Source organism: Aquamicrobium sp. LC103, from assembly GCF_001014615.2.
Lineage (GTDB): Bacteria > Pseudomonadota > Alphaproteobacteria > Rhizobiales > Rhizobiaceae > LBCQ02.
In genome coordinates this window covers 400,836-420,661 of the sequence record NZ_LBCQ02000003.1, presented here as the reverse complement: position 1 = coordinate 420,661, position 19,826 = coordinate 400,836, and the positions used below count along the sequence as shown (strand labels likewise).

The following is a 19,826-nucleotide window of genomic DNA, read 5'->3' as shown; positions in this document are numbered from 1 at the left end:
GATCCTCGGGGCAAGCCCGAGGACGACGAAGGCGCGGGGCTCGATGGCGCAGGGACCGTTGGCCCTGGCGGGCCTGAGACTGCTCCTCTCCCGGAAAATGACGAAGTGGCGGGACGTGGCCGATCGCCCCGCATCCCCTTGTCGCCACAGGGTTTCACCGGACGGCGAGCTCGCCTCCGCCGATCGGATGGGCCGGCCCGCCGATGTCGTAAATTGGCGGTGAAAAAATTATCCGGCTAATATAAGATCGCATGGAACCATAAGGCTTTCCGGTGATTTGCAGATCATGATTCCAGCCTTTTCATCCATTTCGGGCGCCCTCGCGGCGGGCGGGCGGCGATGAGCGGATCGCTCGTTCTGGTCCATCTCGCCGGCGCGGTGGCGCTGCTGCTCTATGCCACGCGCATGGTGCGCACCGGCGTCGAGCGCGCCTATGGCGACGTGTTGCGCCAGAAGCTGCGCGAGACGATGCGCAATCCGTTCCTTTCGGTGATCGTCGGCGCGGCGCTCGCCATCGCCTTCCAGAGCTCGACCGCCGTGACGCTGCTCGTCGGCTCCTTCGCCGGGTCGGGCATCGTCGGCGGCATGGCGGGCCAGCTCGCCGTGCGCGGCGCGGAGATCGGCTCGGCGCTGGTCGTCAAGATCCTCTCCTTCGACCTGTCGCTGCTGGTGCCGATCTGCCTGGTGGCCGGCACGACGATGTTCCTCGCCACCGAGCGCCGCGCCTGGCGCCAGTTCGGCCGCATCCTCGTCGGCATCGCGCTGCTGATCCTGTCGCTGGAGATGATCGGCCACGCCTCGGAGCCGCTGCGCGACAGCCGCCTGCTGCCGGTGATCGTCGACTATTTCTCCGGCGACCCGGTGACGGCCTATCTGCTCGCCGCGCTGATGACGTGGCTGTTCCACTCCTCGATCGCGGCCGTGCTGCTGCTCGTCACGCTCGCCGGGCGCGGCTTCATTCCGCCGGAGCTCGGCATCGTGATGGTGCTCGGCGTCAATCTCGGCAGCTCGGTGATCGCGCCGCTCCTGACGCGGGCCGCCCCCGCCGCCGCGCGGGTGGTGCCGATCGGCAACCTCTTGATGCGCGGCGCCGGCTCGCTCGTCATGCTGGCGCTGTTCCTCTGGTTCCGGCCACCGGTCGAGTTCCTCGGCGCCGACGTCGCCGGCCAGATCATCAACGCCCACATCCTCTTCAACTGCGTGATCCTGATTGCCGGCATCCCGCTGGCGCGGCTCGTCTACCGCGCCTCGCAGGGCCTCGTGGCGCTCGGCACGCCGCCCGAGCCGGTGGATTCGCTCGAAACGGTCGAGCTCAGCGCGCTCGACGAAAGCGCGCTCGACCTGCCCGGCCAGGCGCTCGCGAACGCGACGCGCGAGGTGGTCGGCGTGTGCGAGACGGTGGAGATCATGCTCAAGGAGATCATGGAGCTCTACGAGGAGCCGGACCGCGACCGCATCAAGGCGCTGGCGGCCCTCGACGACCGGCTCGACCGCAAGCACGCGGCGATCAAGCTCTATCTGGCGAAGCTCACCACGCGGCCGCTGAGCGAGGACCAGGCGCTGCGCTGCCAGGAACTGCTCGGGGCGAGCGTGAAGCTGGAGCAGGTCGGCGACATCGTCGTGCGCAACATGCTGGTCCACGTGAAGAAGAAGCTCGACCGCGGACTGTCCTTCACGCCGGAGGGCTGGCGCGAGTTGAGCGGGCTGCATGCCTCCGTGCTTGCCAATGCGCGGCTCGCCTTCAACGTGCTGATCTCACGCGACCGCGACACCGCGCTGGAGCTGGTGCGCGAGAAGGACCGCCTGCGCGATCTCGAGCGTGACACCTCGCAGCGGCATTTCGAGCGCCTGCGCGAGGGCACGGCGAGGAGCCTGGAGACCAGTTCGCTCCATCTCGACACGGTGCGCGACCTGAAGCAGATCAACTCGCTGCTCGCCTCGATCGCCTATCCGGTGCTGGAGGAGCAGGGCCTGCTGCGCGAGTCGCGGCTGAAGGCGCTGTAGATCGTCCTTCGGACCCCCCCGCTTCGCAGGGAAGGATCAGGCGCGGCTGCCGGAGAGGCGCCGTTCGCGGGGACGGTCTCACCTCGTCCGGTTCAGTCCGCCTCGGTCAGCACGACGTCCATCGGGACGTCGTGCGGCTGCGGATAGATGGTCGGGATGCGCTGCATGGCGTAGCCGACGCCGGCGACGAGCCGGGGGCGCGGCAGGGCGGCAAGCGTGCGGTCGTAGAAGCCGCCGCCATAGCCGAGGCGGTAGTTGGAGGGATCGAAGCCGACCACGGGCGAGACGACGATGTCGGGCAGGACCGGCTCGCCATCGGCGGGAACCGGAATGTTCCAGATGCCCTTTTCAAGCCGGTCGCCGGGCTTCCAGCGGCGGAAGATCAAAGGCGCGGCCTTCTCGACGACGACCGGAAGGGCGACCAGCCCGCCGCGATCGATGATCGTTTGTGCCCAGCCCCGCGAATCCGGCTCGCCTCGGAACGGCCAGTAGAGCGAGACCGTCCCGCCGGCGACGTCGCCGAGAAGGGCGTCCAGCTTCGTGGCGATGCGCGCGGCATGGGCGGCGCGCGTGTCGGCGGGCAGGGCGAGGCGCTTGGCGATGAGCTGCGCGCGCTCGGCCTTGCGCCAGCGGGCGACATCGCCGGACGCCTGCCGGTCCGCCGCGCCTGCACGGAAGCCGGGCTCGAGCTCGTGCATGAAGCAGGGCGGCGAGGCGTATTGGCCGTGCTCTTCCTTTTCGTCCGCGACAGTCATGACGTCACCTCCGGACCAGAAGACTATGCGCTTCGCGCCCCGGAGGATATGCCGAAAACGACAGGCGTGCGTGTCGCCGCGCGGACGCGTCAGTCCTCCCGGCGGTCGTTCCAGTGGAAGAGGTGCAGCACGCGGTGCAGGACCGGCGCCAGGATGACGCCGAAGGCGGCGAGGAAGACGAGGCCCGAATAGAGCGCGTAGAAGCCGGCGAAGAGCTTGGCGCCGGTGCTCGCGGGCGCCGCGACGAGGCCGAGCCCGCCGAGCAGGGTCGCCGAATGGAGGAAGGCGTCGGGGAAGGAAAGGCCCTCGAAATAGACATAGCCGGAAACGCCGATCGCCAGCGACCCCAGCACCAGCAGAAGCACGACGCCGAAATGGAGGGCGACGCGCCTGAGGAAGGCCGGTAGGGGAAGGGGCGGTTGATCCGAGCTTTCATACATGGGCTGCGACGGCGTGTCCGGAGGGCTCTACGCGGCGCACATTATGCGGTTTCGGGGATTTGCGCGAGGGAGGGGGCGGCCGTTGGAATGCCAGCGACTTCGCACCCAAAGGACTCGACGTTCGTTCCACTTGCGGTAGAATTTCAAAATATGGCCGTGTCCCGCATGATCGACGAAATCGACACCCTCTTCGCAGGCTGGGCGCGGGCGGACTCGCCCGGCGCGGCGGTCTCCGTGATACGGGATGGTGAAATCCTTCTCAAGCGCGGCTACGGCATGGCCAATCTGGATCATGACGTGCCGATCGCGCCATCCTCCATCTTCCATTCGGCGTCTGTTTCCAAGCAGTTCACCGCCATGGCGGTCTATCTGCTGGCGGAAGAAGGCGGGCTCTCGCTGGACGACGATGTTCGCCAGTATGTCACCGAGGTGCCGGATTTCGGCATGCCCATCACACTCGACCATCTCATCCACCACACCAGTGGCTTGCGCGATCAATGGGAGTTGCTGATGTTGTCGGGCTGGCGCTATTCGAAGGACCTGATCACCGACGAGGATGTGCTGCGCACGATCGAGCGACAGAGGGTGCTGAATTTTCCGCCCGGCGCGCGCTTCATGTATTGCAACACCGGCTACACGCTGCTGGCCCGGGTCGTCGCCAGCATCTCCGGTCAGTCTTTCCGGCGATTCACATCGTCGCGGATATTCGAGCCGCTGAAGATGACGCGCACCTTCTTCCGCGACCGTCACGGCGAGGTCATCAAGGGCGCGGCCTATGGCTATCACCCGCATGAGGATGGTTTCGATCTCGCTCAGACCAACCTCGAAACGGTCGGCGCGACCAGCATGCTCACCACGGTGGAAGACCTCGCCCGGTGGGACGAGAATTTCCGTTCGGGCCGCGTCGGAGGCCGGTCCGTCTTCGAGCGGATGCACCGGCGCGGTGTCCTCAGCGATGGCTCGACCGTTCCTTATGGCGGCGGGGTGGGGCTCGGCACCTATCGCGGCCTCGAAATTGTCGAGCATACGGGCGGGGACGCCGGCTTTCGCTCGAACTTCATGCGGTTCCCGCACCATGGGCTTTCGGTCGCGATCCTGAGCAACCTTTCTTCCATCGAACCGCCGGCGTTGTCGCGGCGCATCGCCGATATCTGCCTGCGATCCAAGCTGGAAGCAGGGCGCAGGAACGATCCGCCGACAACGCCGCGCGTGTCCGATCCCGAGCGGCTCGCACGCATGGCGGGGCTCTATCTTGACCCGGAGGATGGCGACGAGTCTCTTCACCTTCATTTTCATGACGGTAAGCTGCGTGGCGGGGCGCCAGTCGCGGAACAGGCCCATGAATTGACAGAGATGGAAGACGGCCGGTTCCGCTATGCGCTCTATCCACGCACGGAATTCGTCGTGAACGAGGATCGGACGTTATCGGCGATGGTCGACGGCCGCTTTGCGAACCGCTTCATCCGATCCGAATGCTTCAGCTATTCTCCGCAAGACCTGGAAGAATTCGCCGGTATCTACGTTTCTCCGGAAACGGTCTACCCGTACGAAGTGGTTCTTCAAAAGGATGGTCTTGCCTCCACGGCGCTAAAGCATCCGCTTCAGCCCATGAGGCCGTTGGCGAAAGACCTGTTCATCGAAGGCCGCAGCCGCCTGCGCTTCACACGCGATGCCGCAGGGGCGATCCGTGGCCTCCTGCTCAACACCGACCGCTTGCGAAACGTGTGGTTCGAGCGGCTATAGCCTGACGACATGGGGCGGGACCCTCGTGGCCCGGTCGTTCCGGCATCGATCCTCGGGCTAGGCCCGAGGATGACGACGCCGTGCCGTCGGTGGCACACCATGGCACAGGCACGTGCGCAGGCTACTGGAGCAGGCCCTTGACGATGCCGCTGGCCTTGGAAAAGTCCATGCGTCCGGGGAACTTCTCCTTGAGCGCGTTCATGCAGCGGCCCATGTCGCGCAGGCCGTCGGCGCCGACCTCGTCGATGACCTGGCGGCAGGCGCGGCGTACGTCCTCCTCGCCGAGCTGGCGGGGCAGGAAGTCGCGGATGATCGCGATCTCCTCGCGCTCCTGCTCGGCGAGCTCGAGGCGGTTGCCCTCCTCGAAGGCCTTGGCCGATTCCTCGCGCTGCTTCACCATCTTGGAGAGGATCTGCAGGATCTCCTCGTCGCTGACGGGGTCCTTGCTGGCGCCGCGATTCGCGATGTCGCGATCCTGGATCGCGGCCTGGATCAGGCGCAGCGTCGACATGCGGCGCTTGTCCTGCGATTTCTGGGCGTCCCTGAGTGCCTGGGCGATCTGGTCGCGCATGGCGTCTTCTCCTGTTCTCCTGCGACGGACAATAGCGCCGGGCACTGCCCGGCGCAAACCGTTTCGGAACTAAGTCACTGTTCTTGCAGGCTTATGTTTTTCGGTCGGCGGAGCCGCCGCGGCATTGACCGCGCCAGCGCCTTCGCCTATTTTTCGTCACCTGCATGGATTGAACTTTTTCTTGCGCGGGGGAGTTGCGAAAAGCTGCTCTGCCCGTGCGTTTCGCTGCGCCATATGGTCCCGACGGGGCCATTTTTCAAGTGCGCCGCGCCCACGATGGAGAACCGGCCATGGCCGAAAGCACCGCCCAAGCCACCGCTCAAACCACCGCTCCCTGGGCCTCTCGCAAATCCACCGCGATGCTCGTGCTCGCCGACGGCACGGTGATCGAAGGCCACGGGCTCGGCGCCACGGGCGCGGCCAGCGCGGAGGTCTGCTTCAACACGGCGCTGACAGGCTATGAGGAAATCCTGACCGACCCCTCCTATGCCGGCCAGATCGTCACCTTCACCTTTCCCCATATCGGCAATGTCGGCACGAACGCCGAGGACATCGAGGACCTGAACCCGGCCGCCCGTGCCGGCGCGGTGGGCGCGATCTTCAAGGCCGACATCACCAACCCGTCGAACTTCCGTGCCGCCACCCATTTCGACGAATGGCTGAAGCGGCGCGGCGTCATCGCCATGAGCGGCATCGACACGCGCGCGCTGACCGCGCTGATCCGCGAGAAGGGCGTGCCCAACGCCGTCATCGCGCACGCGCCGGACGGGGTCTTCGACGTGGCGGCGCTGAAGAAGCAGGCGGCCGAATGGCCGGGCCTCGTCGGGCTCGACCTCGCCAAGGAGGTCACCTCCGGCCAGTCGTCGGTCTGGACCGAGACGCCGTGGGTCTGGAACGAGGGCTATGGCGAGCAGGCGGTGCCGACCATGCACGTGGTCGCCATCGACTACGGCGTGAAGCGCAACATATTGCGGCTGCTGGCCGGGCTCGGCGCCAAGGTGACGGTGGTGCCGGCGAAGACCTCGGCCGATGACATCCTCGCGATGAAGCCGGACGGCGTGTTCCTCTCCAACGGCCCCGGCGACCCGGCCGCGACCGGCGAATATGCGGTGCCGGTGATCCGCGAGCTGATCAAGGCCGAGATACCGGTGTTCGGCATCTGCCTCGGCCACCAGATGCTGGCGCTGGCGCTCGGCGGGCGCACGGTCAAGATGCATCAGGGCCATCACGGCGCCAACCACCCGGTCAAGGACCACACCACCGGTAAGGTCGAGATCGTGTCGATGAACCACGGCTTCGCGGTCGACGGCGAATCGCTGCCGGACGGCGTCGAGGAGACGCATGTCTCGCTCTTCGACGGCTCGAATTGCGGCCTCAGGCTCGTCGGCAAGCCGGTGTTCTCCGTCCAGCACCATCCGGAAGCCTCGCCGGGCCCGCAGGATTCGCACTACCTCTTCCGCCGCTTCGCCAATCTCGTCCGCGAGCGCCAGGGCGAGCCGGCGCTCGCCGAGCGGTAGCCCTTCGGATCCCCTGCCTTCGCAAGGGGAGGAGCCTTCGAGGTGGCTCGTGCGTCCTTCGAGGCTCGCTTCGCTCGCACCTCAGGATGAGGGAGGTGGTGCCTGGGATCGCCAGGCGGCGGGTTCGGGGGCTCCTTCGCTCGCTGCGCTCGCACCTCGGCCCTTCGAGGCTCCCCTTCAGGGAGCACCTCAGGATGAGGAGGTGGGCGCTGGGGGCTCGCCAGGCGGCGGGTTCGAGGGGTCATGAAGCGCTGAGGCGTTTGCCGGTAGCCAAGGCCGGGCGTTCTGGTAAAGACATGGCGTCTGGGAGGAGAATGCCATGTCGATCGAATTCCTGGTGACGACGCTGATCATCGTGGCTTCGCCGGGGACCGGCGTGGTCTACACGCTCGCGGCCGGGCTGTCGCGGGGAGGGCGGGCGAGCGTGCTCGCGGCGTTCGCCTGCACGCTCGGCATCGTGCCGCATTTGATCGCGGCGCTGACCGGGCTCGCCGCGCTGCTTCACGCCAGCGCGCTCGCCTTCGAGATCGTCAAATATGCCGGCGTCGCCTATCTCCTCTATATGGCCTGGAGCGCGCTTCGCGAGAACGGGGCGCTGAAGATCGAGGAGAAGCCGGACGCGCGCCGCGCCCGGCAGGTGCTGGTCGACGGCGTCCTGGTCAACGTGCTCAACCCGAAGCTGTCGATCTTCTTCGTGGCCTTCCTGCCGCAATTCATCGCCAGGGACGAGCCGCATGCGATGTTGCGCATGCTGGAGCTGTCGGCCGTGTTCATGGCGGCGACCTTCGTCATCTTCGCCATCTACGGCATATGCGCGGCGGTGATGCGCGCCCGCGTGGTGGGCAGCCCGCGCGTGATGGCGTGGTTGCGACGCAGCTTCGCCGCCGCCTTCGTGGCGCTGGGCGCAAGGCTCGCCCTGACGGAGCGGTAGGGCGGGCCTATTGCAGGCGCGTCGCCAATGCGAGGCGGGCGCCGAAGCCGACGAGAAGCCAGCCGAACAGCCAGCGCTGAACCCTCGCGGCCAGCGGCCGGCGCGCGATCCAGCGGCCGATGCCGCCGCCGGCCAATACGTAGAGGACGTCGAACGTAGCCCCCACGAGCACCAGCACGACGCCGAGGAGCGCGAAACGCCCCGCGACGTTGGCGGAACCGGAGCCGACGAATTGCGGCAGGAGCACGGAGCAGAAGAGCAGCGCCTTGGGGTTGAGGAGGTTGGTCAGGAAGCCGGCGCGGGCGGCGTGGACATGGGAGAATGCCGGCCCGGGCGCGGAGACGCCGCCCGCCTCGGGCGCCAGCGAGGACGCACGCAGGATGCCGACGCCGAGCCAGACCAGATAGGCGGCGCCGAGAATGCGGACGAGGTCGAAGGCTGCGGGATGAGTGCGCATGAGCGCAGCAAGCCCGAATCCCGCCAGCGCCACATGCGCCGAGCGCGCGGCCGCCAGGCCGGCGGCCGCGGCGAGCGCATGACGCCTGCCGCGCAGGGCGCCCAGCTGCAGCAGCAGGATCATGTCGGGGCCGGGGACGAGATAGGCGACGGCGAGCGCGCCGCCGAACAACCAGAGTTCGGACATTGCAGGTTCTTCCCGAGCTTCGTGAGCGTCGTGAGCCGACATTAGGCGGAATCGATGGGCAGATTTCTGCGAAATGTGCTTACGAACGGAAAGATGATGGCATAAAATGCCTCTTCCTGTTGGATTCGGGAGGATTCATGCCAAGTTTGGAACCGGACGCGATCGACCGCCGCATCCTGACCGCGCTGCAGCGCGACGGGCGGCTGACCAATGTGCAGCTTGCCGAGGAGGTGGGGCTCTCGCCGTCGCCCTGCCTGCGGCGCGTGAAGCTCCTGGAGGAGGCGGGCATGATCGCCGGCTATCACGCCACGCTCGACCGCCACAAGGTCGGGCTCGGGCTCACCGTCTTCGTGGGCGTGAAGGTGGAGCGCCACCATGACGAGGAGGCGAAAGCGTTCCGCGATGCGGTGCGGGCGCTTCCGCAGGTCGTGTCCTGCCATCTCGTGTCGGGCGAGGCGGATTTCCTGCTGCAGGTGGTGGTTCCCGATCTCGCCGGCTACGAGAGGTTCCTGCTCGGGACGCTGCTCAAGCTGCCGGGAGTCAGCGACATAAGGAGCAATTTCGCCATCCAGACCGTTAAGGCCGAGGGACCGCTGCCGCTCGCCCATCTCGGCGGGCGCTAGGAGGAAAGGCGATGGCGCAGACCACCATAACAGTCGAGACCGACGGCCAGGGCCTCTACGAGATCACCGACCGCGCGGAGCGCTTCGTGCGCGAGGCGGGCATGGGCACCGGGTTGATGACCGTGTTCGTGCGCCATACCTCGTGCTCGCTGGTTGTCCAGGAGAATGCCGACCCCGACGTGCGGCGCGATCTGGAGGAATTCCTTCGCCGGCTGGTGCCGCCGTCGAGCGATGCTTCGATGCGCTGGGTGACGCACCGGCTCGAGGGGCCGGACGACATGCCGGCCCATATCAAGGCGGCGCTCACCGCCGTCTCGCTGTCGGTGCCGGTCGGCGGCGGGCGGCTCCTGCTCGGCACCTGGCAGGGCCTCTATCTGTTCGAGCACCGCGACCGGCCGCACCGACGGGACGTGGTGCTGCATCTGTCGGGGTAGGGGCCTTTGGTGTGGGAGGCCTTGCGCCGTCTCTCCTCCACCATGCTGTGCGGTCCCTTTGTCAGGGTGAGCCGCTGGGTCTCGCTCGCCTTCGGACCCGCTTCGAAGGCAAGGCCATCGCGACATGCGCCCCCTCCACCGCCTTCGGCGGTCCCCCTCCCCCGTAAACGGGGGAGGATCCAGGCTGCGGCCGTCCGCGACACGGGTTCCTCCCCTGCGAAGCGGGGGTTCCGAAGGACGGGCGAGACCAGTGGCTCGCCCCGGCAGGGACCGCCGAAGGCGTGTATCGCGCGACAACTATGCCGTTGCGGGGAAAACCGGCTGGTGCGTCCTTCGAGGCTCGCTGCGCTCGCACCTCAGGATGAGGGAGGTGGTGCCTGGGCTCGCCATGCGGGGGTTCGAGGAGGGTCGAGATAGGTTTTTCTACGCTTCCGGGTGCCGTCGTTCGTCGCCGCCGGGCCGCCTCGCGGTTCGACGTGCTCACCATGACGGTTCGACGGGCTCACCATGGGGGCGCGAGGCTCACCGTGATGGCTGGCGCGGTGGTCCGTGCCATAGCCCATCCCGGCGATGGACCTTTGGGCCGGCCGGGTTCATGATGGAGGCGGGCGTGGGCACGGCAACACCGGTGCCTGACGGCACGGACCGGTCACGGCACCGAGGGAGGTGCAAGGTGACGACCTACATCATGCTCGTGAGCTGGACGGAAGCCGGCATAAGGAACGTGCGCGACTCGCCCAAGCGGCTCGACGCCGCCAAGAAGTCGCTGGCCGAGATGGGCGGCTCGTTCAAGGAATTCTACCTGACGATGGGCGACTGCGACATGGTCGCGGTGTGCGACGCGCCCGACGACGCGGTGGCGGCGCGTTTCGCGCTGCAGCTCGGAATGGGCGGGAACGTGCGCACCAAGACGCTGAAGGCGTTTCCGGAGGCGGCCTATCGCGAGATCATCAACTCGCTCGGCTGAGCGGCGACGCGACCGGGCTGGAGGACGCCTCGCCCAGCGCGGCGCAGGCGGGAAGGTGACGGCGCGCCCTTGCCCCTCATCGCCCCTCATCGCGCCGGGCCGCGGATGGAGCCGGCCGCGCGGCGGATGACCGGCGGATGACCGGCGCCTGCCGTCGATGACCATCGGAACTTCCGAAATGCGGGCTTCGTGATCCGGTCCCGGCTGCCCACCCGAAGCGGATGCGTTGCGCCGCGGCATGTCCACGGACAGCTCTCCGCCCCATGAAGCGCACGCCGTGCCGGATCGCAACGTCAAGCGCGACCTCGACATATCTTAAGATATATCTTGACTTGCGATCTGGCGGAGCCTATTTGCGATATATCTTAAGACATATCGAAAGGCATCGAAATGCGTAAACATCATCATTGCGGCGGCGGCCGTGTCGAACATGCCTTCTGGCAGATGGCGGGCCGCTTCGGCGGCGGACGCGGCCGTTCGGGCGGCTCCTTCGGCGGAGGAATGCGCGGCGGTCCCGGCGGGCCGGGCGACATGCTGCGCGCGGGCCGCATGCTCGGCGACGGCGATCTCAAGCTGATCACGCTGGCGCTGCTGGCCGAGGCGCCGCGCCACGGCTACGACATCATCAGGGAACTGGAGGAGCGCTCGAGCGGCTTCTACAGCCCGAGCCCCGGCGTGGTCTATCCGACGCTGACCTTCCTGGAGGAAGCCGGCTATGCCGCCTCGTTGCCGGAGGGCAACAAGAAGGTGTTCTCCATCACGGACGCCGGCCGGACGCATCTCAAGGACAATGAGGAACTGGTGGAGCGGGCGCAGCGCGCGCTCGACCATCTCGAGCGCTTCGGCCGCAAGATGGCCAAGGCGCGCGAATGGTTCGGCTGGGACGAGGACGGCGGGGAAGGGCGCGGCCGCAAGGGCGGCAATTCCGAGTTCCGGATCGTCAGGCAGCGGCTGCGGGCGGCGCTTGCCGAACTGGTCGACGCTCCGGCCGAAAGGCAGCAGGAGGCGATCGACATATTGAAGAATGCGGCCGAGGCGCTGGAAGGGCTCTTTCGTCGCTGAATTCCGCCGGGGCAGTTCAGGTTTTCACCGACCCCCCCCCTCCACCACTTCGTGGTCTCCCTCCCCCCATGAAAATGGGGGAGGATCCACGGTGTGGTCGGCCGCGACGCCGGTTCCTCCCCTGCGGAGCGGGGGAGGGGCGTTCCAAGCGGCGATTCCATTTCATCTGGAAACGCTCTAAGGCCGCTGGCCGTGGCAGCCGCTTCGGCCGCCGGGCACTTGCCGGGCGGGCTCGCGACCGGTACTGAACGGCAGGACATTCAAAATGCCGGACGGAACCTGAGGAGGTAGCCCATGTCTTTCCTGAAACGTCTCTTCGGCGGCGGTTCTTCCGAAGCGCCGGCGGCGAAGACGACCGCCAGCGATCCGGTCGACTACAAGGGTTTCTCGATCCAGGCGACGCCCTTCCAGGAGGGCGGGCAGTACCAGACCTGCGGCGTGATCCGCAAGGAGATCGGCGGCGAGACCAAGGAGTACCGCTTCATCCGCGCCGACCGGTTCACCTCGGTCGACGACGCCACCGACATCACCCTGCGCAAGGCCAAGCAACTGGTCGACGAGCAGGGCGAGCGCCTGTTCCAGTAGATCGCCGTCGGCGCGCGGCTAGCCGCGCCTGACGAGGCCGGAAATCATCGCCTCCAGCGTCTTGCGGTAGTCCCCGGCATCGCCGCCCGCCTCGACGGCGAGCGCGGCGCGGTCGAAGGCCGCCGACAGGAGCGCGGTCAGCGCGTCGAGCGGGAGCTCCGGCAGTTCGCCGGAGCCCATGGCGGCGGCGAGCCCCGTCCGCAAGGTGCGGGCGGCATGGCGGCCGTCGATCTCGTCCATGGCCGCGCGCCCGAGGACGGCCGGTCCGTCGAGCAGCAGGAGCCGGGTGCGGCCGGGAGCCGCCATCGCCTCGATGAAGGCGGCCCCGCCTTCGATGAGCGCGTCGCGCGCGAAGAGGACGGCCGGTGCCGCGCGGTCGATCTCGTCGGCGACGGCTGCGGCCTCCTCCTCCACCACGGCGCGGAACAGCGCCTGCTTGTCGGTGAAGTGGTGATAGAGCGCGCCGCGCGTGACGCCGGCGGCCGCTACGATCTCCGGCGTGCCGGTCTCGGCATAGGATTTTTCAACGAAGAGCCTTCGCGCCGCGGCGATCAGCGCCTTGCGGGTCGCCTCGGTGCGTTCGCGGTTCGACCGGCGTTCGGTTTTCTCTTGCATACATGCAGCCTGTATGTTAATAAAAGATACAGACTGAATGTATGTTATTAATCAGGGAAAGGGAAGCGCGATGAAGACGACCAGCTGTTATCCGGTGATCATGACCGACGACGTTGCGGGAACGGCGGCGTTCTACGGGACGCATTTCCGCTTCGTGGCGCTGTTCGAGAGCGACTGGTACGTGCACCTGCAGTCGAGCGAGGACGAGAGCGTCAATCTCGCCGTTCTCGACGGCAACCACCACACGATCCCGGCCGAGGGCAGGGGGCGGGTCTCGGGCCTGCTCCTCAACTTCGAGGTGGAGGACGTCGACGGCGAATACGATCGCGTGAAGGCCGCGGGCCTGCCGATCCTGCTGGAGCTGCGCGACGAGGCCTTCGGCCAGCGCCATTTCATCACGCGCGACCCGAACGGGGTGCTGATCGACGTGATCAAGCCGATCCCGCCGACGGGCGAGTTCGCGCAGCAATATCTCGATCCGGAAGCGGCCGGGTAGGGGCTGTATTAGAGCGTACGGGGGGTTGGTGTGCGCGAAGTACCCCCACCGCTTACCCCTCCCCACAAGGGGGAGGGGGATTTTGCGGTGGAGGGCGTGTATCGTGCGATAAGTCTGGCTCGTGGGGAAGATGCTCGGTGCGTCCTTCGAGGCTCCCCTTCGACAAGCTCAGGGTCGCACCTCAGGATGAGGGAGGCGGGGCGCCGGCGATGCCTCTTTCCGGCCGCCAACCTACCCGATCCAGATCAAACAATCCTCGGGCTCAGGGGCGCGCCCCTCCGGATGAGGGAGGTGAGGCGCTATAGCTAGCCTCCGTTGCGCTGCGCCCGGGTGGTGAGCGCGACGCCGGCGGCGATGACGGCGGCGCCGAGCCAGGTCAGCAGCGAATAGCGCTCGCCGAGGAAGGCCACGCCGGAGAGGAGGCCGACGGCGGCGGCGACATAGCCGATCTGGCTGAGATAGACCGGGCCGCCGACCGACTGGAGCCGGAAGAAGAAGGCGAACATGGCCGAAGACGAGGCGATCTGCGCCAGCACCAGAAGCGGCATGCCGGAAAGAAGCGCGAAGGAACCGGCGTCACCCTGGAGAAAAAGGCCGGCGAGCAGCATGGCCGCCGCCGCGAGATGGCTGCCGGAGGCGAGCTCGATAGGGCCGGCAGCCTTCGGCCAGTCGATCGTGCGGTAGATGTTGCCGGCGGCGAGACTGACCGGCACCATGAGGCCGACCACCACCCAGAAGATGTCGGCCGGCTGGCCCGCCTCGCCCCGCGTCATGGCGACCAGCGCCGCGCCGGCGAAGCCGACCACTATGCCGATGACGCCGAGCCTGTTGGGGCGGCGCACGCGCAGCAGGATCGACAGCATCAGCGTGATCACCGGCGACAGCGTGAACATGATGCCGGTGTAGCCGGCGCCGAGATGCGGCATGGCTGAGAACATCAGTATGTTGGGAATCGCATAGGAGATCGCCGCGGTGACGGCGAAATAGCGCAGGTTGCGGGGCGACAGCGAGATCGATTTCCTTCGCGCAAGGAGCGCGAAAAGCAGGATTGCCCCGGCGCCGAAGGAAATGACGAATGCCCACAGCATCGCCGGCACGCCGCTTTCGGTCGCCATCTTGCCGAAGGGGAGCGTGAGCCCGAGCAGGCCGCCGGTGACGACGAGGAGGCCGAAGGCGGAATTCCAGAGTTTCATTTGCCGGAAACCTTCTCGTCGAGATCGAAGGATTGGCCGCGCGCCGGCGCCGCGCGCGCCTTGACCGCCCCGCGGCTGAAGGATTTCCGGCGAAGGCCGCCAACGGAAATTGCGCCTCTGGTCATCGTTCGCCTCCTGAAAACGGGTGAGGGCGCCGAACGGCTTGGCGGCAGCCCTTTTTCAATGTAAGCTTAATGACAAGATTCTTTATGTCAAGATACTTAGTGGTGAGATAAATGGACAGGGCAGGCAGGGCGGTCGAGCAGTGGCGGCGCGAGCGGCCGGATCTCGATCCGAGCCCGATGGCGGTGCTGGGGCGGCTGAACCAGGCGGCGACGGCGATATCGCGCGACAGGCTGGCGCCGGTCTTCGCGCGTTTCGGGCTGCAGCAGGGCGAGTTCGACGTGCTGGCGACGCTGCGGCGGTCGGGCAAGCCATTCGCGCTGACGCCGACGGCGCTCTATGAAGCGACGATGGTGACGTCCGGGGCCATGACCAACCGGCTCGACAGGCTGGAAAAGGCGGGCTTGATCGCGCGCGGCCCGCATCCGCAGGACCGGCGGGGGGTGATCGTGCGGCTTACCGAGAAAGGACGCACGCTGATCGACGAGGCGGTCACCGTCCATGTCGAGAACGAGTGGGAGATACTGTCGGGGCTGACGCCGCAGGAGCAGGCGACGCTGGCGGGGCTTCTGGAAAAGCTGCTGAAGAGCCTGTCCTAGGCTGTTTCGGGCCGTCACTGAGCCTAGCCTCTGGACTTTCGGCGTCCTTCGGACCTGCGCTTCGCAGGGGGAGGCGCCGCGCTGTGGACGGCTGCAAGCTGGTCCTCCTCCGTTTACGGGCGAGGTGGCGCGAAGGACCGGAGGGGGCTGTCCGCAGAGGGACGAATCCACCCTATCCGGAAATGCTCGAAGGCCACCGAAGACGTTGGAGGGATTGTTTCCTCCGCGCGACGCGACGCCGCCTCATCCGCCACTATTCCAAAGGAGTAGGCGCAAAGCGGGAAACCTAGCCTTTTGGATGTGTCGGGACGCGTTTTCGCGCCGCAAGGGCGTGATGTAGTTTGCGCGCCGCGGGGATTGGGGCGCCAGACGACGGCCGGCGCAATGGCCGCGCTTTTCCAAGGCAGGTTTCCAGATGCAGACGATGAGCGACACAAGCTCGCCAACTCCTTTTGATCCGTCGGCTGGCGGCGGACGGCATGTCGCGCGCCGCGTCGCCTTCATTTCGCTGGCGGCGATCGCGCTCGGCTTCGTGATGCAGGCCGTCATCTTCGTCGCCAAGCTCGCCAGCGGCGCGGCCATCCCCGCTGCCCAGCTCTTCGTCGACATCGCGCAGGGCATCACCTGGTCGCTCCTCGTCTGCGTCGGCGTGGGGACCGCGACCTCGATAAGCAAGGCGCGCCCGGCGATGGCGGGGCTGCTTTCGATGCTGGTCGCGCCGGCCGCGCTGGCGGTCGCCCGGGCGAGCCAGAAGATCATGGCGAGCCTGGTGGAGGCGGCCGGCCAGCCGGCGGTGCTCTCGGTCGCCACGATAAGCACGCTGAAGGCGCTGGAATACGGGCTGCTGGGCTGGCTGCTGGCGCGGCTGGTGCAGCGCGGAAGCGCCTCGGCGCTGCCCTATATCTCGGTGGGCGCGCTGATCGGGCTCACCTTCGGAACCGCGATCTCGGTGCTGACCTACCGCGTGGCGGTGGCCAAGGGCACGCCGCCGCAACTGCCGGCGGTGGTCTCCACCTCGATCAACGAGATCATCTTTCCCGTCGGCTGCGCCTTCGTGATCTATCTCGGCCAGCTCGTCACCCGCAGCCTGATCGCGGGACCCGGACCGCAGGCGGGGTAGGCCCGGTCCAAAGGAAAGGGCGAATGCCGACGGGGCCGACAGGCTTTCTCGAAACGCGAAAACTGATGCCGTCACTTTGAACTTTGTCCGACCGGGCCGCCGCCATAGGATTTTCCCGGAAACGGGAGGATCGCCGGTGGCGCCGGAAATGCACGACCGCATCCGGTCGAACGCGGATCATTTGCAGAAAGCTTCCACTCGGGCCAGGGTCCGCCGGCTCGTGGATCGGCCGATCATTTCGCCGGACCTCTCCCCCGGCATCGGCTCGAACATAAACGGTCCGTCGCTGATCCGGGTGCCGGACTGGGTCCCCGATCCGCTCGGGCGCTATTACCTGTATTTCGCCTCCCATTATGGCGACCACATCCGCCTGGCCCATGCGGACGAACTCGCCGGACCCTGGCGGATATTCGAGCCGGGCGTGCTGCATGTGACGGAATCCCATTTCATCGATCACATCGCCTCGCCGGACGTCTTCGTCGACGAGGAGCGGCGCGAGATCCGGCTCTACTATCACGGGGTGGTCGACGCCTTCTCCAACCAGAAGACGCGGGTCGCGCTCTCGCGGGACGGGCTTCGCTTCGAGGCCGATCCGGCGATCCTCATGGATTGGTACGCGCGGGTTTTCCGATGGGACGGCATGGTCCACGCGATGACCATGCCCGGCACGATGTGGCGTTCCGGGGACGGGCTTTCGCCGTTCGAGCGCGGGCCGTCGCTGTTCACGCCGCAGATGCGTCATTCGGCGGTGCGGGTGCGGGGCGACGAGCTCGACATCTATTACACGAACCGCGGCGATTGCCCGGAATCGATCATCGCGACGACGCTCGACCTCAGACCGGACTGGATGTCCTGGAGCGTCGAGCCGGGCGCCGTGATCCTGAGCCCGGAGCGCCCTTACGAGGGAAGCGAGCTGCCGCTCGCCGCTTCCGAGATGGGCGGTGTCCGGCACCCCGTCCGCCAGCTCCGCGACCCCGCCGTCTTCGAGGAGGACGGCAGGACATATCTGCTTTACGCCGCGGCGGGAGAGGCGGGAATCTGCATCGCGGAATTGCTCTAACGGGAACGGACACAAACGGGAGGATGGAAATGATCGGGAAGAACCTGCTGGCGATCGCCTGTGCCGGAGCCTTGTGGCTCCTCACGGCCGTCGCGGCTCAAGCGGAAGACTGGGATGCGGTCGTCGAAGCGGCGAAGGCGGAGGGCGTGGTCAAGCTCTATTCGGCGCAGGTCGGCGTGCCGGAATTGAAGAAGATCACGGATTCCTTCGAGGCTAAATACGGCATACCGGTGCAGACGCTGGAGATGCGGGCGAGCGAACTCGTCGAACGCCTGCGGCTGGAGGGGGCGACCGGCAGAACCCAGGCCGACGTGGCCTTCAGCGGCGGCTCGGTGACGCTGGAGAAGATGGGCGTGCTGCAGCCGCATGGCGAGATTCCCAACATGGCGGGCCTGGACGAGATGTTTCCGGCGAGCGAATTCAGGGTGCCGATCTTTTCGCAGAGCTTCGCCATCGTCGTGAACGAGGGGCTGGTTCCGGAAGCAGACCGCCCGAAGAGCTGGGCCGACCTGGCGGACCCGAAATGGAAGGGCAAGATCCTCTCGGACGATTTTCGCGCGCTGGGTGGCGGCGGCCTGTTTTTCGCCGTGACCTACGACAAGCTCGGCAAGGAATTCCACGAGAAACTCGCCAGGAACGAAATCGTGTTCAGCCGCGAGATTCGGGAAAACGCGCGCCGGGTCGCGCGCGGCGAGTATCCGATCTACCTGCCCTATGTCCTACCCGACGCGCTCCTGAACAAGGGGCTGCCGCTGGCGGTCGTGCTGCCCGAGGAGGGGACGCCCTACGGCAATTTCGACGCGGGCGTCGTCAAGGACGCGGCCCATCCGAACGCGGCGCGGCTGTTCATCGACTTCTTCCTGTCGGAGGAGGCGCAGCTCGCCTATGCAGGGTCGGGCCGCCGGCCGACCGTGAAGGGGCTGGAAGCGTCGTATCCGGAAGACGCCAGACCGTATCTGGAGGTCGGGCTCCTGGGCACGCAGGAGGATCCGGAGGTGCGCGAGCGCATGCTCAAGCTGGCCGGCGAGATGTATCATTGAACACGGGACGGGCGGGCGTGACGCGGCTGGAGCCAGATTTGCCGGAAGACGGGAACTTCGTCTCCCGGCTCGCCGACGATCTCCGCCGCCATGCCGGCCTCTGGGAGAAATATTCGGGCGGACCCGGCGACGAGGGGACGGCAACATGGGTCGCAGAACGGATGCGCGCCGCCGGCCTGTCGGTCGAGGCGCAAGCCTTCGACGTCCCGTTCTTCACGCCGATGGTCTGCCGCCTGCAATGCGGCGACGCAATGGCAGAGGTTCTGCCGCAAGCCCCGGTCGTCACCACGGGAGCGACCGGCATCACCGCACGGCTGGCGCCGGTGCATGGCGCTCACGACGCCGCGGGGGCGGGCGGCGCGATCGCGCTCATTATTGCCCCGTACCGACGGCACGCGGCGATCTGGCTGCCGCCGATCGGCCCGTTGGTGCGGGCGGCGGCGGATGCGGGTGCCAGGGCGATCGTCATCGCGACGATGGGACCTTCGGGCGAGGCGGTAGCGCTCAACGCTCCGGCGGACGCGCCTTTCGTCGCCGTCCCGACGGCGATCCTCGCGCCCAGGAACCTGGAGCCCTTGCTTTCCGCCGCCGCGCGGGGCGAAACGGCGACGCTGACATTGGATGGCATCGCGGGGCGGAGGCCGACCGCCAATCTCGTCGGCAGGCTCGAACGCGGCCCCCGCTGGCTGGCCTTCTCGACGCCGAGGACCGGCTGGTTCGACTGCGTGGGCGAGCGCGGCACCGGGACCGCTGCGTTTCTCGCGCTGATCGAATGGGCCGCGATGCGCTACCCGGATCATTCGCTGTTCGCGCTCAATTCGGGAGGGCACGAATACCGCTTCGGCGGCGCGCACCGTGCGATGGAGATGGCGCCCGGCCCGCGCGACACGGCACTGTGGGTGCATGTCGGCGCGACGCTCGCCGCTCGCGACATGCTGGAGCTGCGCGATCGTTCCGTGGTTCTTCCCTCGGCCGATCCGCAAAGGATGCTGATGGCGACCGAGCCGCTGCTTGACGCGGCGGCGGCGGCGTTCGGCGGCCTCTCGGGCCTGGAACGCCCGCAGCCGGTGTTGAGCGAGGCTGGCGAGCTTTCCGTCATCACGGGGCGGGGATATGAAAAGGCCTTCGCCGTGCTCGGCGTGCACCGCTGGTTCCATACGCGGGAGGACACGCTCGACAAGGTGGACGCCCGGCTGCTCGCACCGGTCGTGCTGGCGCATATGCGGCTCATCGAGGCGGCAATCCCGGACTGAGTTCCCGAAAGCGTTCCGGCGGCCGTCTTCGCCTTCCATTCGTGCGGCACGA

At 67.2% G+C, this 19,826-nt stretch carries 22 protein-coding genes; 15 read left to right on the top strand and 7 right to left on the bottom strand.

The genetic code is table 11. The features are described from left to right. The first annotated feature begins 339 nt into the window (after nt 1-339). A complete protein-coding gene (locus tag XW59_RS08340; RefSeq protein WP_047143997.1) occupies nt 340-2,004 on the top strand; it encodes a Na/Pi cotransporter family protein in 1,665 nt (554 codons plus the stop codon). A gap of 92 nt (nt 2,005-2,096) precedes the next feature. On the opposite strand, the gene XW59_RS08335 is transcribed toward XW59_RS08340, so the two are convergent. Both XW59_RS08335 and XW59_RS08330 read right to left on the bottom strand, forming a co-directional pair. Continuing rightward, nucleotides 2,097-2,759, bottom strand: a complete 663-nt coding sequence (locus XW59_RS08335) for a 5-formyltetrahydrofolate cyclo-ligase (RefSeq protein ID WP_246666030.1) — start codon at nt 2,757-2,759, stop codon at nt 2,097-2,099. An 89-nt stretch (nt 2,760-2,848) separates the two neighbouring features. After that, nucleotides 2,849-3,199, bottom strand: a complete 351-nt coding sequence (locus XW59_RS08330; protein ID WP_047143998.1) for a hypothetical protein — start codon at nt 3,197-3,199, stop codon at nt 2,849-2,851. 150 nt (nt 3,200-3,349) lie between these two features. Between XW59_RS08330 and XW59_RS08325 the strand changes: the two genes are divergently transcribed. Continuing rightward, on the top strand, nt 3,350-4,942 hold the full coding sequence (locus XW59_RS08325; protein ID WP_047143999.1) for a serine hydrolase domain-containing protein: 1,593 nt from the start codon (nt 3,350-3,352) through the stop codon (nt 4,940-4,942). Between the two features lie 121 nt (nt 4,943-5,063). Here XW59_RS08325 and XW59_RS08320 read toward each other — a convergent pair whose 3' ends face one another. Continuing rightward, nucleotides 5,064-5,513: a GatB/YqeY domain-containing protein gene (locus XW59_RS08320; RefSeq protein WP_047144000.1), complete on the bottom strand. Its 450-nt coding sequence runs from the start codon at nt 5,511-5,513 to the stop codon at nt 5,064-5,066. A gap of 290 nt (nt 5,514-5,803) precedes the next feature. Here XW59_RS08320 and carA point away from each other — a divergent pair, with 290 nt between their 5' ends. Both carA and XW59_RS08310 read left to right on the top strand, forming a co-directional pair. Beyond that, the gene (gene carA, locus XW59_RS08315; protein ID WP_047144001.1) at nt 5,804-7,030 is read left to right on the top strand and encodes a glutamine-hydrolyzing carbamoyl-phosphate synthase small subunit; all 1,227 of its coding nucleotides are present in this window, start codon (nt 5,804-5,806) and stop codon (nt 7,028-7,030) included. Between the two features lie 319 nt (nt 7,031-7,349). Beyond that, the gene (locus tag XW59_RS08310) at nt 7,350-7,961 is read left to right on the top strand and encodes a LysE family translocator (RefSeq protein WP_047144002.1); all 612 of its coding nucleotides are present in this window, start codon (nt 7,350-7,352) and stop codon (nt 7,959-7,961) included. Nucleotides 7,962-7,968: 7 nt separating this feature from the next. Here the strand turns inward: XW59_RS08310 and XW59_RS08305 are convergent, their stop codons facing one another. Further along, nucleotides 7,969-8,604, bottom strand: a complete 636-nt coding sequence (locus XW59_RS08305) for a LysE family translocator (protein WP_047144003.1) — start codon at nt 8,602-8,604, stop codon at nt 7,969-7,971. 137 nt (nt 8,605-8,741) lie between these two features. Here XW59_RS08305 and XW59_RS08300 point away from each other — a divergent pair, with 137 nt between their 5' ends. The 5 genes from XW59_RS08300 (at nt 8,742) to XW59_RS08280 (ending at nt 12,275) form a co-directional block, all read left to right on the top strand. Then, nucleotides 8,742-9,227 carry an Lrp/AsnC family transcriptional regulator gene (locus XW59_RS08300; RefSeq protein WP_047144004.1) on the top strand — a complete coding sequence of 162 codons (486 nt, stop codon included), beginning with the start codon at nt 8,742-8,744 and terminating at the stop codon, nt 9,225-9,227. An 11-nt stretch (nt 9,228-9,238) separates the two neighbouring features. Continuing rightward, on the top strand, nt 9,239-9,661 hold the full coding sequence (locus tag XW59_RS08295) for a secondary thiamine-phosphate synthase enzyme YjbQ (protein WP_047144005.1): 423 nt from the start codon (nt 9,239-9,241) through the stop codon (nt 9,659-9,661). 673 nt (nt 9,662-10,334) lie between these two features. Continuing rightward, nucleotides 10,335-10,628 carry a GYD domain-containing protein gene (locus XW59_RS08290; RefSeq protein ID WP_047144466.1) on the top strand — a complete coding sequence of 98 codons (294 nt, stop codon included), beginning with the start codon at nt 10,335-10,337 and terminating at the stop codon, nt 10,626-10,628. A 390-nt stretch (nt 10,629-11,018) separates the two neighbouring features. Continuing rightward, on the top strand, nt 11,019-11,690 hold the full coding sequence (locus XW59_RS08285; protein WP_047144006.1) for a PadR family transcriptional regulator: 672 nt from the start codon (nt 11,019-11,021) through the stop codon (nt 11,688-11,690). A gap of 294 nt (nt 11,691-11,984) precedes the next feature. Then, nucleotides 11,985-12,275, top strand: a complete 291-nt coding sequence (locus XW59_RS08280) for an HlyU family transcriptional regulator (protein WP_047144007.1) — start codon at nt 11,985-11,987, stop codon at nt 12,273-12,275. Between the two features lie 18 nt (nt 12,276-12,293). Here the strand turns inward: XW59_RS08280 and XW59_RS08275 are convergent, their stop codons facing one another. Beyond that, the gene (locus XW59_RS08275) at nt 12,294-12,890 is read right to left on the bottom strand and encodes a TetR/AcrR family transcriptional regulator (protein WP_047144008.1); all 597 of its coding nucleotides are present in this window, start codon (nt 12,888-12,890) and stop codon (nt 12,294-12,296) included. A 70-nt stretch (nt 12,891-12,960) separates the two neighbouring features. On the opposite strand from XW59_RS08275, the gene XW59_RS08270 reads away from it, so the two are divergent. Next, nucleotides 12,961-13,386, top strand: a complete 426-nt coding sequence (locus XW59_RS08270) for a VOC family protein (RefSeq protein ID WP_047144009.1) — start codon at nt 12,961-12,963, stop codon at nt 13,384-13,386. Between the two features lie 305 nt (nt 13,387-13,691). Here the strand turns inward: XW59_RS08270 and XW59_RS08265 are convergent, their stop codons facing one another. Both XW59_RS08265 and XW59_RS29785 read right to left on the bottom strand, forming a co-directional pair. After that, a complete protein-coding gene (locus tag XW59_RS08265) occupies nt 13,692-14,579 on the bottom strand; it encodes a DMT family transporter (protein ID WP_047144010.1) in 888 nt (295 codons plus the stop codon). Further along, entirely contained in the window at nt 14,576-14,704 is a 129-nt protein-coding gene (locus tag XW59_RS29785; protein ID WP_281406222.1) for a hypothetical protein, read from the bottom strand. Before XW59_RS29785 ends, XW59_RS08265 begins: the two co-directional genes overlap by 4 nt. A gap of 111 nt (nt 14,705-14,815) precedes the next feature. Here XW59_RS29785 and XW59_RS08260 point away from each other — a divergent pair, with 111 nt between their 5' ends. The 5 genes from XW59_RS08260 (at nt 14,816) to XW59_RS08245 (ending at nt 19,774) form a co-directional block, all read left to right on the top strand. Beyond that, nucleotides 14,816-15,301 (top strand): MarR family transcriptional regulator, encoded by a 486-nt coding sequence (locus XW59_RS08260; protein WP_137326998.1) that lies wholly within the window; start codon nt 14,816-14,818, stop codon nt 15,299-15,301. A 424-nt stretch (nt 15,302-15,725) separates the two neighbouring features. After that, nucleotides 15,726-16,421: a hypothetical protein gene (locus XW59_RS08255; RefSeq protein ID WP_136067994.1), complete on the top strand. Its 696-nt coding sequence runs from the start codon at nt 15,726-15,728 to the stop codon at nt 16,419-16,421. Between the two features lie 136 nt (nt 16,422-16,557). Then, nucleotides 16,558-17,481, top strand: coding sequence for a hypothetical protein (locus tag XW59_RS29300; RefSeq protein ID WP_170990113.1), 924 nt, complete (start codon nt 16,558-16,560; stop codon nt 17,479-17,481). 29 nt (nt 17,482-17,510) lie between these two features. Next, nucleotides 17,511-18,521 carry an extracellular solute-binding protein gene (locus tag XW59_RS08250; RefSeq protein WP_170990112.1) on the top strand — a complete coding sequence of 337 codons (1,011 nt, stop codon included), beginning with the start codon at nt 17,511-17,513 and terminating at the stop codon, nt 18,519-18,521. Beyond that, nucleotides 18,518-19,774 carry a hypothetical protein gene (locus XW59_RS08245; protein ID WP_052958004.1) on the top strand — a complete coding sequence of 419 codons (1,257 nt, stop codon included), beginning with the start codon at nt 18,518-18,520 and terminating at the stop codon, nt 19,772-19,774. Before XW59_RS08250 ends, XW59_RS08245 begins: the two co-directional genes overlap by 4 nt. The last annotated feature ends 52 nt before the right edge of the window (nt 19,775-19,826 follow it).

What these genes read in the sequence shown, in the direction of transcription:
- XW59_RS08340 (WP_047143997.1), top strand. Translation starts at nt 340, where the DNA reads ATGAGCGGATCGCTCGTTCTGGTCCATCTCGCCGGCGCGGTGGCGCTG.
- XW59_RS08335 (WP_246666030.1), bottom strand. Translation starts at nt 2,759, where the DNA reads ATGACTGTCGCGGACGAAAAGGAAGAGCACGGCCAATACGCCTCGCCG.
- XW59_RS08330 (WP_047143998.1), bottom strand. Translation starts at nt 3,199, where the DNA reads ATGTATGAAAGCTCGGATCAACCGCCCCTTCCCCTACCGGCCTTCCTC.
- XW59_RS08325 (WP_047143999.1), top strand. Translation starts at nt 3,350, where the DNA reads ATGGCCGTGTCCCGCATGATCGACGAAATCGACACCCTCTTCGCAGGC.
- XW59_RS08320 (WP_047144000.1), bottom strand. Translation starts at nt 5,513, where the DNA reads ATGCGCGACCAGATCGCCCAGGCACTCAGGGACGCCCAGAAATCGCAG.
- carA (WP_047144001.1), top strand. Translation starts at nt 5,804, where the DNA reads ATGGCCGAAAGCACCGCCCAAGCCACCGCTCAAACCACCGCTCCCTGG.
- XW59_RS08310 (WP_047144002.1), top strand. Translation starts at nt 7,350, where the DNA reads ATGTCGATCGAATTCCTGGTGACGACGCTGATCATCGTGGCTTCGCCG.
- XW59_RS08305 (WP_047144003.1), bottom strand. Translation starts at nt 8,604, where the DNA reads ATGTCCGAACTCTGGTTGTTCGGCGGCGCGCTCGCCGTCGCCTATCTC.
- XW59_RS08300 (WP_047144004.1), top strand. Translation starts at nt 8,742, where the DNA reads ATGCCAAGTTTGGAACCGGACGCGATCGACCGCCGCATCCTGACCGCG.
- XW59_RS08295 (WP_047144005.1), top strand. Translation starts at nt 9,239, where the DNA reads ATGGCGCAGACCACCATAACAGTCGAGACCGACGGCCAGGGCCTCTAC.
- XW59_RS08285 (WP_047144006.1), top strand. Translation starts at nt 11,019, where the DNA reads ATGCGTAAACATCATCATTGCGGCGGCGGCCGTGTCGAACATGCCTTC.
- XW59_RS08280 (WP_047144007.1), top strand. Translation starts at nt 11,985, where the DNA reads ATGTCTTTCCTGAAACGTCTCTTCGGCGGCGGTTCTTCCGAAGCGCCG.
- XW59_RS08275 (WP_047144008.1), bottom strand. Translation starts at nt 12,890, where the DNA reads ATGCAAGAGAAAACCGAACGCCGGTCGAACCGCGAACGCACCGAGGCG.
- XW59_RS08270 (WP_047144009.1), top strand. Translation starts at nt 12,961, where the DNA reads ATGAAGACGACCAGCTGTTATCCGGTGATCATGACCGACGACGTTGCG.
- XW59_RS08265 (WP_047144010.1), bottom strand. Translation starts at nt 14,579, where the DNA reads ATGAAACTCTGGAATTCCGCCTTCGGCCTCCTCGTCGTCACCGGCGGC.
- XW59_RS29785 (WP_281406222.1), bottom strand. Translation starts at nt 14,704, where the DNA reads ATGACCAGAGGCGCAATTTCCGTTGGCGGCCTTCGCCGGAAATCCTTC.
- XW59_RS08260 (WP_137326998.1), top strand. Translation starts at nt 14,816, where the DNA reads ATGGACAGGGCAGGCAGGGCGGTCGAGCAGTGGCGGCGCGAGCGGCCG.
- XW59_RS08255 (WP_136067994.1), top strand. Translation starts at nt 15,726, where the DNA reads ATGAGCGACACAAGCTCGCCAACTCCTTTTGATCCGTCGGCTGGCGGC.
- XW59_RS08250 (WP_170990112.1), top strand. Translation starts at nt 17,511, where the DNA reads ATGATCGGGAAGAACCTGCTGGCGATCGCCTGTGCCGGAGCCTTGTGG.